Here is a 13,546-nt window from a genome sequence, read left to right as displayed (position 1 = left end):
CGTTCCGTAAGACGGTGGCGACACTGATTGACGACGAGCTCTTGTCGGCGCGGATCGGCGCGGCTCTGACGTGGGGCGGGCGGGGCTCGAACCCGCGACCAACGGATTATGAGTCCGACGGTCTACGCCTGTAGCAAACCCGATTAGATCCGCCAGCGATCCAATTTCGCCTCTAAAGCCCTAGTCTTTGAACCTTTCCGGTTCGAAATCGGGGCCTATCTCGCAAGCTTCGCAACCGCCGCAGGCAGGGCAGTACGCGAAAGTTTGCTGTCAGGCTGCTGTCACAGCACCCGGCACGATGCCATAGTGTTCGGCGGGAGGTTGGATGCTCGGAAAGTGGGTTAATTGGGCCGGACAGTCGCTGGCTTATGGGCTAGTGGCGTTCTTGGCCTGGGAAAAAGTAGCGGGTGGTCACCCGCTTCCGCAGTGGTCGATGTGGGCAGTTCTTGGCGCAGTCGCGTTCGTGTCCATACTTCAGTTTCCGTACACCAAGAATGAGGACCGCTCGCCACGTCGCGTTTACAAGTTGCTCATGCGCGGTTGGCGCAACGCGAACCTCGCGTCCGGAGGCGACAACTCGCCGAACGTCGGCAACGTCGTCACCTCAGGCATGGGAAACATAGTGCTGGCGGTTACCGTCGCTGACGCTAGGCAAATCTCGAACGACACCGGCCGATCTGAGTTGCTGCCGGAAACCAGGCCGATCACGATGCCGGACGCCAAGGCGGTGGTCGAAGACACGCTCAATAGACGAGTCGGCGAGCTGACCGACATGCTGATCGACCGGATCAACCAGATAGACACCGGGTTGTTCACGCGCTTTACCGACCCAAGGTTTCTCGGCCCAGTAGGGAGCGCGCACCGTACGTACGCCGAAACCGGTAGCGAGCAACTGGGTGCGACGCTTTCGCGGATGCTTGCCAACCTTGCAGCGCAGCCCGTCGGTTCGCGGCGGGAGATTTTCCTCCGGCAGGCAATCGAGGTGACTCGAACACTCACTATTGAGCACATCAATTCGCTTGCCGTAAAGGTATTCATATCGGTTTTGACGTTCAACGAGCCGTACGACACCGACATGCTCATTCGCTCGCTGGACACCCTCCTCAGCCCGTATTACGGCGGCCTTCCCACTAGCCGCTTCGACTACCAATACATGAGCTCGACCGGAGTCTGCGAGAGCGGCCAGCTCAGCACCTTCGCTAGCGGACCGTATGAGGTGCTCTACGAAAAGTACAGAAACTCAATGTATCCGGCTTTGACACATGCTGATCTCAAGGACAATCTTCTGAGCGAAAGCAACCCAGAACTTGCCTCGAATCAACAGCTGCTCTTGTTTTACGCCGAGAGCGAAGACGGTATTGAGGTATCGGACCAGGTGGCTCACGTCCCACTCGACGCAGCGCGGTTCAGGGTGGCAGAAGATCGCGTCGCAACGATCCTCAGCACCCGGCCCGGTGCGGAGCAGCAACTTACAGAGGCCGAGAAAGAGTTGCGCGCAATGATTCTGGCGCGGACTTTGAGCGTCGACCAATTCAAGAATAGAATCGCCGAGCTGAGGCCAGAACTTGCTGCGCTACTCGACACCGTGGAAAGAACCGGTGCCCTGGGATTTCCGATGCAACCCGTCGGCTTCGTCTTGGCCCAACACGAGATTCAATTGCGGACACCACAGCTGGCGGCACAAATTGATGCCCTGTATGAAGATGCCTAGCGACGCATGCACATCGACGAGGATTAATCATGTCCTGGCTTGATTTCATCGTCCAAATGTCGAACGCGTGGGCCTGGCCTGCCGTGACGGCTAGTGCACTCGTGTTCCTGAGGAAACCCATCAAGTCGGCCGCTGCGAGATTCGTTGGGCGCGTGGGCGATATCCGACGGCTAAAGGCTCCGGGTGTCGACGTCGAGTTTGAAAAGGAAGTCAGAGAGTTGGCTGAGGCGACGGATGAGCAGAAATCCGTGCCCGCATCGACAGCGCGCGAATTGCCACTACCACCCGAATCTACTCTCGAGAAGTTCGCCAAGTATCAAGAGCTCGTAAAACTGGACCCAGCTGCTGCGATCCTGGCATCCTTTGCTGATCTAGAGTCATTGATGAGACAGGAATTTGAGCTCTATTTTCCGAACCAAGGTCGCTTTACAACCTTCGGCAAGATGCTCAGGCTGTTCGCGAACGAGGGTTTCATTTTGGGCGACGCCGTTAAGACGCTTGGGGAACTAGGAGAATTGCGAAATCGTGTGGCTCACGGAGGTACACATGTTGACGTGGAATCTGCCGATTACTACACACGAGCCGTACTCAACGTGATTGACAATCTCCAAGCCCAGAACTTTTTTAAAAGGCCTGCTGACCCGTCCGCAGAATAGGCAGAACCGTGCCTGTCGTAGGAACCGGCCTGCCAAACTTCGGTGCCGCCACTCGATTTGTCGACGGGCGCTACAACAGTGACCGCGCCGCTCTTGTCTTCCGCTCGGTTTACCTTCATTCTCTTCAGTTATGACTCACGCGTGGACAACGTGGCTTGCGGCTGATCCCTGCCCTGCCGTCGCCGACCCCGGCGGATTCACCCAACCGTGGGCGACTGTGGCAGCGGCAGCCATCGCGATCGTAGGTGCTGTGGTCGCCTACCTCGGTGTGACAAAGCAGACCCGCACCACCCAGCGGGAGAGCCGCAGAGCGGAAAAACTTGCCGTGCTTACTGATGCTTGGGCTGCGGCCGTTAAGTTGTCCGTAGCGCTCGAGCGAGTAAACGCAATAAAGGACCCAGCGGTACGCACCGAACGAGTCAAAGCAATGTCTCGCGGACCAATGGGGAATCTCGGGGATCAATACACGATGGCAGCTAGCAAGCTGGATCTCTATAGCTTCGGCACTGCCATGGCCGCGATCACCAAACTCAACGTCGCACTCGTGGCGATGTGGGAAAAACTTCGCGCGGAGCCCATAAGCATTGCCGATGAGACCAGGTCGACACAGCTTTACAAGGAGACCCTGAGGGCAATCAAGCAGACCATTGAGGGCCTGGGATAACTACCCAGCGTTGCTGGCTTTTCGGGCGAGGGGCACCACATTCGCAGACTCAACTACTCCACGGCCTACCTTTGGTGCGGCCAGCTCATCCTCGCGTATGTAGTCGGCGTATGTGGATAGCGTCAGTACGAAGCTGCTGTGGCCCAGCCACTTGGACACCTGCATGTAGTGCTCGCCCGCCGACAGGTTCATTGTTGCAAAGCTGTGGCGCAAATCGTGGAAACGGACGTTGCCGAGTCCCAACGCCTTGCAGGCGGGCTGGAAATAGTTGTGGTACACGTTGTCCATCACAATCGGCTTGGCCCAATCGAAGTCCGCGACCTCCACGGCTGCCCGCGTGGCGCGGGTGCGCTTGCCGGGAAACAGCGGTGCGTTCGGTATGTGCTTGGGGTACTGGCTGTTGCTCGCCGAGAACGGATGAACGTTGGCCAGGTAGTCCCGAAGATCATCGGCCAGCCACGGCGCTAGCGGCACTACGCGGTTGGTGCTTGCATCAGATTTGGGTGTGCCGTAGGTCCATTGCCCTTGTTGCTTAGCGGCAGTGCGAGTTATGCGTACAGCGCCAGCTGTGCCCAGTATGTCGGACACCGTGACGTCTTGCACCTGTATGCCCTGTAGCTCAGCGGCGCGCACTCCTGTGTGCGCTGCGAACGTGACAGCCAGCGCGTAGATTTCGTTACCGCGCTGCCTGGCGATCCAATCTGCGATAGCGGCAACCTGATTGGCCGTGAGCGGTCGGTGCTTAAACGGCTCGCGGTTAGCACTCGCTGCGCTGGCTGGATGCTTAGTTGTGTGGCGACGACCCGCCACCACCGGGTTAGCGGCAATAGCCTGATCATCCACAGCGGTGTCCAGAATCCGCTTCAGCGTTCCGACAATCTGCTTCACCGTCTTAGGGCTGCGCTGGCGTAACTGTTGGGTCTTCGCAGAAGACGCAACTTGACGAGCCTTCGCAGAAGACGAGTCATTACCCTTAGTGGCCCTAGGCTTGCCGCGCGTAACGAAACTGCGCTGGTACGGCGCTAACAGATCGGCGCGAAACCTAGCCACGTCGGCCGTGGTGATGGCGGCAACTGGCTTAGACCCGAACACCGGCCCAATGTGCAGGCGGTACAGCTTCTCGTAGCCTTCGATGGTGCTTGGATCAACCGTGCCGGCAAGGCTGTCTAGATAAGCTCGGGCGTAGGTGCCCAACGCCGTATTGGCCTTAGCCTTTTGGGAGCTCGGGTCAATGCCTTTGGCGCTATCTAAAGCGTTTTCAACATGCCGAAGATGGGTTTTGGCCCTCTTCTCTGTTGCAAAGGTCTCCGTACGCTGGATTGTCTTGTTCGGCACGATGGCGCCGAAGTCGTCCCGTACCGGCTCCCGCCAGCACACAGCGTAGGTAGTGACTGGATCACCGTGCTTGTCCAGCTTTCCGCTTTGACGCTTGCGTATGTAACCCATCACGCCACGCCCTGGCGCTCGAGAACGCGGCGTACTGTGCTGTAACTCCATGTGTTGCTGCGTGGTGCAGGAACTTTCGACTCGTCAAGAGTCTTAGCAATTGCCTTGGTTCCCATACCGCTGCTACGCAATTCGACGATACGAGAAACCACGTCAGCCTTAATCTCGCTAGGCTTGCCGAGCTTCTTGCCGTCGCGCTTGGCACGTCGCAAACCTGCTTTGGTGCGTTCGCTGATCTTGGCGCGTTCCTCTTCCGCAAACGCGAGTTTGATAGTCAATTCTAGCTTTCCGATAGCTTCGGAGTCCTCGCCTTTGACCGTTTGGATGCGCCACCCCTCAGTCTTGGCTTCTTGCAACAGGTTCAAGCCGTCCAGGGTATCGCGGGTTGCTCTATCCAGGGCAACTAGCAACAGGACGTCGGCAACGCCTGCATTGATCGCAGCCACAGCAGCGGCACGCCCGTAAAGCCTGTCTGTCTTGGCTCCACTCATCACATCTGGAATTAAGCCAACTAACTCGTATCCGTTTGTCTGGCAGTATGCTTCGAGAGTATCCTTCTGCCCACGCAGGCCATACCCGTTCTCTCCCTGCGCCTTTGTACTCACGCGAAAGTACGCAATTGCCTTGGTTTTGAGCACTTCTGGCATCACTTCACCTCGTCTCAGGTATTCGTTGTATTCAGCGTTCGAGGTCACCGACCACCTGAATACTTATAGCCGACCTGCACAAAGGCGACGAACCCTAAGGTAGGAGGTACTTTCTGTGCCCACCCTCCAGGTCTTGCGCCGCCCGGTACTCGGCCGCCACCTCGATGGCCAGATCGCCCGTGATGTGCCGACTGGCTGGCCCCTTGCCCCTCTCGCGGTCGCCATCACCAGCGCCAGTGCCGTCCTGCCCACCATCCGCCGCAGAAACCGTTGCAAGACTATCGTTTTGATAGCCGGCCTTACCTGGGTTGTCCAAAGGCGGTAAGCCTCTAGCCTTCCGGCTTTCGCCCCTCGTGCCTCCGGCAATGTCCTCGAACACTTCCTCCCAGGGTGCCTGTTCTCCTTGGCTTAGTAGAACTTCCGTCGGCTTCGAGATGCCCGCTCTGTCCAATGCGCTATTGGTTGCGGCCAGGTTGACCTGTTCGCTTTCCGCACCTAAGGCCAGCTGTAAAAGGTTGCGAGCCATCAAGTCTGCTGCATTATCAATACGAGCCTTCGCTGCAGCTCTGACATGCCGGGCAGCACCGCCGTGATAGCGGCAAACCGTAGCTCCTTGTAACGCAGCGTTCTTGCAACGCTCGCCAGTTTTCTTGTGCGCACGACACCTTCGGGACGGCAGAGGCCCTTGAGGCCAGTCTCGCTCTGAAACAGCATCCGCCTCGATAGGTTCGTCACTTCGATTGGTCTTCTTGTGCTCTATTACTGCAGGCAGATTACGACCTTCTGCAATAGGCGAGTCCTTGTTAGCGAGCTCGCCTGTCGACTCCTTCTCGCTTTCAACGGTTTCCACGTCAATAATCTCGCCGTCGTTGTCACTCATCACCTTTCGCCTTTCGAAAATACCTGCGTCTTTTGTATCTGTCGAGGTCAGGGGCCTGCAGGCCGGTCATTGGCAGGATAGGCAGGCCAGGCAGGGGTCATTTCCTTTTCCTTCTCTATTGTGTTGTCCCCGAGAGGGAGAGAGTGAGGTAGCAATATATGGGAGCGTGCCCTGCCTACCCTGCCTACCCTGCCTAGCACCATCAGAATTCAACCCCTTCACCACTTCTGGTCGGCTTGTCGGTTGGCGGCGTAATCGTCCATTTCGTCACGCACTCCTTGTTCCGTCCGTTGTCGTTGGTGATCTTCCAGTCCAACGTTCGCATCGCAGGCGCGTGCTTGTGCAGCAACGTGGTGACATCCCTAGCCTTCTTAGGCCAATCGGCCGGTGTACTACCCAAGAAGTCGAAGGACTGGGCAACCCTCGCCAGGATTTCACCGGCAGGCTGCCCGACACCATCTGTGCTGTAACGGATATCCAGAAGTCTGGCAACAAAGGGATTGCTTCGCGCACTATCGGCCATCATGCGCTTACCGCTTTCGTAGTAGCGTTTCACGCCCGTACTGCCGTAGATCGCGTCGACGCTCATCAGCACCCGACCAAAGTCGGCCATACGGGGAAGCGACGTGTGTTCTAACGTGGGAAGTTTGTGGTGGACCTTTGCAGCCAAACCAAGCAGTGCTCCAAGGAGTTCGGCGCGGTCAGCCTCCCACATTTTCTCGAGCTCTGACTCCGGCAAGCGGGTTTCGATGGCCTGCAGCTCAATTGGAACCAATCTGTCGGTGAGGTCACCGTTGAGCCCGCCCACGTCGATTCCGGTGATGATGACACTCCGGCGGAATTTGGCCACTGACAAGTTGTCGTCTGTATACAGTGCGCGCTTGACGTTGCCATCAAACGTCGACGCCCGGCAGATAAAGTCCGACAGCCATTGGGGGATGCTGCTCAGATTGTCCAGCGCCACAACCCAACTGCCTGAAGCTGCCGTAATCCATTGCTCGGCATCGCGGGGTGGGCTGCGCAGCTCCGCAGGAGATGGGTCGATAAGTTGGACTATCCGTTTGGCGGAGGTTGTTTTGGCACTGCCTTGTTCGGCCATCATTCCCGCAACGGGCTTAGCGGTGTTGGGTTGAATCAAGGAATCAGCGATGAACGCTAGGCACAGCGGTTTATCCTCGCGGGCAACGTTGACGTGCCGCCAGAGCTGTTTGAGTTTCCCGCCTCGAACTGGCTCAATCATTGGAGCGGTGAGCTCAGTCCGGCGAAACACGTACGGTACCTGGCACCCTGCAGCATCAATGATTTTCCATGTACCGTCTGCGATTTCAACCAGACGGTTCTTGGTGTCCGCCATATCGATATAGATTGCATCCTCGTCGCCGGCAACGCGAAGGTGCACGAGTGTAGGTGGTCGGTCCATGGCCATACCCTCTAAAACGTTGAGGGCACTCACCAAAGCTGATTGAGAGGGCGCAGCACTGTGTTGTACGAAATAATCGCGAGCAAGCCTTTGCCGCAGACCTAACTTGTTGCCACGCAGATCAAGTGCAACGTGCGGGGCCAAATCGGTATAGCCAAAAGGCTTTCCGTCGGTCGTTACGCCCAAATAATACTTGTGCAGAGCCATATCAACCAACTGAGTCGCCTGCGACCGCTTAGGGGTGCCGTTCTGCGCTCCCTGTGCTATAACCATTTTCATCTCCCAGCGAAGGGTCACCGCAACTCGGAAAGGTTTGGTGGCCCTTTGCTGTTCTATTGTGTTGTAGGTGCGTTCATCTTCTCCACCCTTTCAACGGGTTGTTGGCTAGAGCCGCTTAGTCTTCGCGTTCGCCTGCAAGCCAAGCTTCAACGTCACTGCGCCTGTAGTAAATACGGCCATTGAGCTTAGTTCGCTTCAGTGGCGTGTTGCCTCGATATGACGCGTTGATAACTGAGTTCTCCGTAATATGTTTGGCTCCGGCCCTCTGAGCCTCAGCGACAACTTCTGCACGGTCTAGAAGCTGATCAACTGGTGAAGTCATGTTGTCTCCGTTCACTTTCACCTCATCGGGGTGCAAAGGCCGCTGACCTGCGACAACATCGATCATAGGGGACCAACCGCGCCATGTCCCCTGCTCCGGTACCTAATCACGTTGCAGGCCAACATAATTGGACCTCCTGCGCTTGCCGGCAACTTAGACCCGTTCTTTTCCAACCACTTTCGTTACCCGCGAGCTAAACCGGAGTTCCACCTCACCTGCCCCGAGGGCGGAATTCTCTTAATCTTGTTGCAGCGGTTGGGCCTCAGCTCTAAGGGCAGTCTCGATACGGCGTTGAACAGATAGGTACCACTCCAGCCATTCTCGCGGGTGCTGTTTGAAAAAGTGGTGTTCGGCCGCATCTAAGTCGGGGCTGCGATGCCCCCTGCACAGGTAGCAGTGCCACCATACCGAGTTAGTGATCTGGCCGTATTGGTCGTCCTTGTCGGGTGAAAACACGCCGTGTGCCGTAACCATTACCCAACCGCCTCTCTCCCTTGCTAATCAATCCGTCCGACTTGTTGTTCGGCTTGACCGCACCGTAACCCTGTGCAGCCCTTGTCGTCAAGCCATCGGTGACTGAACGGCGTTGTGCCACAACTAAACTCGGCGGATTACAGGCTGGACGTCAATACGGGCCAGAATAGGGACCTGTTTGAACTTGGGCTCTAACGCCGGTACCGCTCTAGCTGGCGAGAAACGGGGTCTGTTTGAACTTGGGCAGTTTGAACGGGGCGGACAAGAAAGAAGCCGGGAACCGATGCCGCCGTCAGCTGCGTCTTACCCGGTATGGACGACATCGAACGCGGAGCAATCCGCTCTGAAGGATTCGACCCTGACGACCCCGCCGTGCTGGAAGCCCTACAGCTGGTACGGGTGGAACTGGCCTTGCTTGGCCCCTGACCCCACGATTTTCCCAGTTCACGGTGTGATCAACCCGCCATCGGCATACGCTGCCAGTTGAGTTCAGTGCGTCATCCAACAAGGGGGTTGGGGTCCATGATTATCCGTACAGCTCTCATTGCAGCGGCAGCGGTGGCGGTCGCATCGGTCGGGCTATCCGCACCATCTCATGCGGACGATGACCCCGCCTCCGACGAAACGTTCAGTCGATTGTTGGACAACGAGGGTCTCTTGTATAACTTCCGTCTGGAGAGGCATCAGGGACAGCGGTATTGCGAGGACATCATCGACGGAGAGACACCCCTCGACGCTGTCCATGACCTCATGCGTAACGGTGCGTATTCGTTTGACGTTGCGAACGGACTCACTTCGGCGGCCTCTACGGCTTATTGCCCCTGCGCATTTGATGCGCGAGAGGCTATACCCGTACACCCAGAATTGTGCAGGCCGTTCGAGCTCAACTACCGGCGCGGGGGGAACTAAGGGGCTTACCGACCATAGTTGAGCCTGCTGATCTACAAGGAGGTTGAGAACATGTTTCGCCGTGCAATTCTGGTCGCTGCGGCAGCAATCGCGGTGGCACCGACGGGCCTAGCTACACCCGCGAGGGCCCAAACGGACTGCCCACCGGGCACTTACCAAGCCGCGTCCGGTGACTGCGTGCCGTACCCCCAAAAGGGCTCAGCACCATGCCCGAACCCAACCGCGATATGCGGTGACGGCTCCTACTCCTGCAGTGAACACCCCCACTCCGGTGGCACGTGCCACGGCCATGGCGGCGTTGCGCAGTACTTGTAAAGGGCGACTTCTTAGGCCAGCACTTCGATAGCCCCGAGATGGATACCAGGCAAATCCACCTATGGGCTAGTCTGGCTACTCCGCTGCCTTGTGTTCCTTGTGCGCTGTATGTGCCTTAGGCTCATCGGGATACTTCTTACGGTTCTCGCGGATCTCGTCAATCCGGTTGCGGGCCTGAAGCCAATCGATTTCGTCTGGCGAGAACTTGTGGTCTTGCGGCATAACGTCCAAGCTCATAGCGTTCCTTTCTAACTCAGGTTTCGGCTCACGCTGATCTTCTCGGGGCACGGAGGCGTTGTGCCTCTATATCTTCCGCCCTGGCTGGGAGGCAGGTTCTCGTAACCGGAAGGGACCGTGCCGGCAAACCCAAACTCACTGTCTGGCAGGTTATCTATTGCATTAGGGTCTAGCGGTTGTTCGATGCCGCTGTGGCCGTTCGTCATCTCGCGAGCCTTACACCGGAATGGTTGGGATAACGTAACTTCCGAGCGCGCTGCACTGCAGAACGCAACCTGCGCCACGGTGCCTAATCCCGGTACCGATAGCTCTGGTGTAGAAGCTATCTTGGATCGGGAACGCCGGAACCGCGCCTGGAATCTGGCGCAAGCCCGGGTATTGCGGATGGGACCGCACGCCAACAGGATTGAACGGACTGTCCGGCCCGTTGCACGCCACAACCACCACGTAGTGCGCAGGAATGTAGTAGCTCTTGATGATCAAACCCGGACCGTACGAACCCTGCACCTTCAGGCCGTTGAACGTTCCTGGAGCGGGCGTACCTTGGATGGTTTCGCCAGCCTGCAGCAGATACGGCGGCGCAGCGGCGCTGGGAATAAAGTCGTAGCTAGCCTTTTGGCTGTTGTTGTTCTCTACGCCACCACGGAACCCGGCTATCACCTTTTCGTCGTCAGGGTGGCAGAACACAAGCAACTGAGATGGCAGATCTAGCGCGTAACCGTGTTCGATCACGTGGTCAAAGGCGTCTTCGAGGTCCTTGGAGTCCAGGCTGGCCGACCCGGTCACAATGTAGTGATCGTGGCTGCCACTAAAGGTCTTGCCGGCAAACGGTGGGGGCACCACGCCGTCGTTGCTCCATAGCCCGTAACAGGTATGGCCCCATTCGTTTTCGTGCGGCGTGTTGTCGAACAACCGGCGCATCACCAGCCCGGTCGTTAGCTTGTTGTCTGCGCTCAGGACACCGTCAACAGCTGCGCGCACCTGCTCGGCTGTCATGCGCCGCAGGGCTTTCCACGTAAACCGCGTAGCCCTGTCATAGTCCTTCAGGTCATATCCCAGCAATAAGTACTGTGACGGAACACGCAAGCTTGTAGGCTCACCGAACTCACTAGCCTCTTCGAAACTTTCGTCGAGGATGCTCTGCGGTACGGCCTGAGCGGTATCGGTGGTGGGGTAGCTAAGCAGACGGGCCACCGCACTTCGGTCGCTGTTCCAGGTGGCCAAAACCGTACGAAGCTCGGCCCACATCTGATTCAGGTCAGTGCCGTCCGCGAGCACCTGTACGAGCGCATCGCCTTCGGTGCCGATACCGGCAACGTCAGAGCCAAAGGGCATACCCCGAGGAAAGAATTTCCGAGGGCTATTTTTGCCGTACTTGTCTAGAAGCGGCTTTGTTGGGTAATCAAGTATTGCGGTCATTGTGTGCCGCCTTTCCAGTAGACAATTAATACTCTTGGAAAGGCCCGCGTAGCCTCTAAACTGACGCCTCTTCGCTCCGGTGCCCTCCGCTGCCTACCTTTCGCTGTACCGAAGGGCGGTTCACACGGACCGCAATCGCAGTCGCGTAGACCTTATGAGTATCATAGCCCCTAAATGGCGCGGCGGGGTTTATAATTCGGCCATGCCTGCCGCGCCTGCCTCGGATGATGCAGCCACCGCCTGCAACCATAGGAAATACGCCGATTTTGACTCAATAGGGTCGTATCCATTACGCAAGTATCAGCCTTGCCGTCTTATTGTTGACACTAGCACCGACAATGCTTTCGACGTGCCGAGCAAACAATTATATTGAGTAGCAACACTTTTCGAGGAAGGTCTCCGATGACCGCTGCTGTGGCAACCCGTAAACGCACACACACCATACCTGCCGTTGTAACCCCGGAAACCATGAGCGCCTTGCGTAAAGCACGAAAGGCGTTGGCCGCCTGTTGCGAGAAAGATACGGACGCCTTAGTTTGTCGCTGCGATAACTTGATCACAGGCATACAGCTCGGTAAATACAAACGGTGCCAGGTCAATAGAGAAATTAGAGCCGTACTTGTGGAGCTGCAAATTATGGAATACGCCGAACGCAGAAAAGAAAGGTTAGCACGATGACCACTTATGACTACTCCCAGGAAACATGGAGCCGTATCAAACAGGCGAATCACGCCGTTGGCTGGCCTGACGACTGGACTGTGGCCGAACGCGACCAAACAGACGCCCTGGCTGAAAATCTTGATCGGGAGCAACAGCTGTACCCAATTATTCACGCCTGGAGCGCCAATAACGGCTCACAGCTAACGTTTTGGTGCAGGTACTGCAAAACCCATCACGTTCACGGACGGCACATTAGCTTCGAGAACCTGCAGACTCGGTTTGGTACACACCCTTGCAGTCCCGGTCTGACAGCGCGGGCCTTTGCCTGCCGGTACAACCCCAATGTTCCCGGTGGGCGTGGAGTCTGTACGTGCCCTGTTGGCAGCGGCGACGGCCACCGCGCACCACACTGCTGGAAAACCGACTCGGCTTATCAGCGGCACGGCTACATACTGCATGAAGTTGAGCCCAACGATGGCCGGGCACTACGAAAGCCTGCGGCCAAAAGACACACTAACCCTTAGCGTCAACCCTTAATGCAGGGGCAAGCGTGTTCAGGACCGAGTACGAGTTTTCTCGCGAGACATGGCTGCGCTAAGGGTTAGTGCCCCGAAAGTTGCTACGCCGCGTGTTCGCTGTCAGCTTTGATGCTGGCGCCGTGCGGGCTCTCCCCGAAGGGGCCGCTACGTGAAGGCGCACAGTTTCCTGCGCCTAGGTGCCGTCGCTAGCGGCACCCGCCCGCGGTATCACCGGTGCGGCAAATCTGGGAGTTTGCGTTCGCCAAAAAGCAACGCACCGATACGCACACAGCAGTAGCCTGTGCGGGGCAATGAGGAGGATCGAGTGAGAAGAGTTGTGACGGCCACCGCGATGGCGGTGGGTATTTGTGTCGCGGGAACGGCATGTCAGATCCCGACGAAGAGCGCCGGTCCGGCACCCACCAATGCGCTGACGGCACCAAGCGCGTCATTTGGCACCCCCGCCAGCTCCTCCGTGCGTGTTCCAGCTGTGCCAGTGACGGTCAGCGGTTCCGGAGAAGAGGTCAAGACCGTCAATCTTGAACCAGGCGGTTACACCCTTAAGTACACCGACACCACCGGCTACCTGATCGTGGAACCCGTGAAGCGTGACGGATCGACGGGCAGCTCACTAGTCAACGCCTCCTCGACGTCCGGTGTTACCACCTACGCCTCCACCGGGCCTGTCACCATCCATGTCAAGAACGGCGGTGATTGGTCGCTGCAGTTCGTTCCGCTGTCGTGACTTTGCGACCTCTCCGTTAAGAGTGGCAGCCGGGCTGCGATTTAAAGCAACTTACTGACGACAAGCCACCGCGTTCGCTGTCACGCCGCTGTCAGGCGCGCCGTAGCTGCCCGCTCACAGGATGATCCAGCAACCCCAAAATGGCCTTCTACCTGCGCAGAAGGGTTGTGGGGCGGGCGGGGCTCGAACCCGCGACCAACGGATTATGAGTCCGCGGCTCTAACCAACTGAGCTACCGCCCCTT

General features: G+C 57.6%; 11 protein-coding genes and 2 tRNA genes. 5 read left to right on the top strand and 8 right to left on the bottom strand.

Annotated elements, in window-relative coordinates:
* Positions 1–71 precede the first annotated feature (71 nt).
* A tRNA-Met gene (locus tag ACZY0B_RS25615) sits at positions 72–141 on the bottom strand.
* 184 nt (positions 142–325) lie between these two features.
* On the opposite strand from ACZY0B_RS25615, the gene ACZY0B_RS25610 reads away from it, so the two are divergent.
* The 3 genes from ACZY0B_RS25610 (at position 326) to ACZY0B_RS25600 (ending at position 3,031) form a co-directional block, all read left to right on the top strand.
* Positions 326–1,711 (top strand): LPO_1073/Vpar_1526 family protein, encoded by a 1,386-nt coding sequence (locus ACZY0B_RS25610; RefSeq protein WP_463767043.1) that lies wholly within the window; start codon positions 326–328, stop codon positions 1,709–1,711.
* A 29-nt stretch (positions 1,712–1,740) separates the two neighbouring features.
* On the top strand, positions 1,741–2,367 hold the full coding sequence (locus ACZY0B_RS25605) for a hypothetical protein (protein WP_463767042.1): 627 nt from the start codon (positions 1,741–1,743) through the stop codon (positions 2,365–2,367).
* Positions 2,368–2,584: 217 nt separating this feature from the next.
* Positions 2,585–3,031, top strand: a complete 447-nt coding sequence (locus tag ACZY0B_RS25600) for a hypothetical protein (RefSeq protein WP_463767041.1) — start codon at positions 2,585–2,587, stop codon at positions 3,029–3,031.
* On the opposite strand, the gene ACZY0B_RS25595 is transcribed toward ACZY0B_RS25600, so the two are convergent.
* The 4 genes from ACZY0B_RS25595 to ACZY0B_RS25580 all read right to left on the bottom strand — a co-directional run bounded on the left by ACZY0B_RS25595 (position 3,032) and on the right by ACZY0B_RS25580 (position 7,697).
* The gene (locus tag ACZY0B_RS25595) at positions 3,032–4,477 is read right to left on the bottom strand and encodes a tyrosine-type recombinase/integrase (RefSeq protein WP_463767040.1); all 1,446 of its coding nucleotides are present in this window, start codon (positions 4,475–4,477) and stop codon (positions 3,032–3,034) included.
* Positions 4,477–5,172, bottom strand: a complete 696-nt coding sequence (locus ACZY0B_RS25590; RefSeq protein ID WP_463767039.1) for a recombinase family protein — start codon at positions 5,170–5,172, stop codon at positions 4,477–4,479. The genes ACZY0B_RS25595 and ACZY0B_RS25590 overlap by 1 nt, the downstream gene beginning before the upstream one ends.
* 46 nt (positions 5,173–5,218) lie before the next feature.
* On the bottom strand, positions 5,219–6,004 hold the full coding sequence (locus tag ACZY0B_RS25585; protein WP_463767038.1) for a hypothetical protein: 786 nt from the start codon (positions 6,002–6,004) through the stop codon (positions 5,219–5,221).
* 202 nt (positions 6,005–6,206) lie between these two features.
* Positions 6,207–7,697 carry an ATP-binding protein gene (locus ACZY0B_RS25580; RefSeq protein ID WP_463767037.1) on the bottom strand — a complete coding sequence of 497 codons (1,491 nt, stop codon included), beginning with the start codon at positions 7,695–7,697 and terminating at the stop codon, positions 6,207–6,209.
* 1,762 nt (positions 7,698–9,459) lie between these two features.
* Between ACZY0B_RS25580 and ACZY0B_RS25575 the strand changes: the two genes are divergently transcribed.
* Positions 9,460–9,723: a DUF3761 domain-containing protein gene (locus ACZY0B_RS25575; RefSeq protein WP_463767036.1), complete on the top strand. Its 264-nt coding sequence runs from the start codon at positions 9,460–9,462 to the stop codon at positions 9,721–9,723.
* 75 nt (positions 9,724–9,798) lie between these two features.
* Here ACZY0B_RS25575 and ACZY0B_RS25570 read toward each other — a convergent pair whose 3' ends face one another.
* Both ACZY0B_RS25570 and ACZY0B_RS25565 read right to left on the bottom strand, forming a co-directional pair.
* Positions 9,799–9,960 (bottom strand): hypothetical protein, encoded by a 162-nt coding sequence (locus tag ACZY0B_RS25570; protein WP_463767035.1) that lies wholly within the window; start codon positions 9,958–9,960, stop codon positions 9,799–9,801.
* Positions 9,961–10,176: 216 nt separating this feature from the next.
* Positions 10,177–11,379 (bottom strand): hypothetical protein, encoded by a 1,203-nt coding sequence (locus ACZY0B_RS25565; RefSeq protein ID WP_463767034.1) that lies wholly within the window; start codon positions 11,377–11,379, stop codon positions 10,177–10,179.
* Between the two features lie 1,503 nt (positions 11,380–12,882).
* Between ACZY0B_RS25565 and ACZY0B_RS25560 the strand changes: the two genes are divergently transcribed.
* On the top strand, positions 12,883–13,302 hold the full coding sequence (locus ACZY0B_RS25560; protein ID WP_463767033.1) for a hypothetical protein: 420 nt from the start codon (positions 12,883–12,885) through the stop codon (positions 13,300–13,302).
* 168 nt (positions 13,303–13,470) lie between these two features.
* Here ACZY0B_RS25560 and ACZY0B_RS25555 read toward each other — a convergent pair.
* A tRNA-Ile gene (locus ACZY0B_RS25555) sits at positions 13,471–13,544 on the bottom strand.
* Positions 13,545–13,546: the final 2 nt, after the last annotated feature.

This window comes from Mycobacterium sp. IDUB_19, from assembly GCF_055419445.1.
This window is presented reverse-complemented; position numbering and strand designations above follow the sequence as displayed.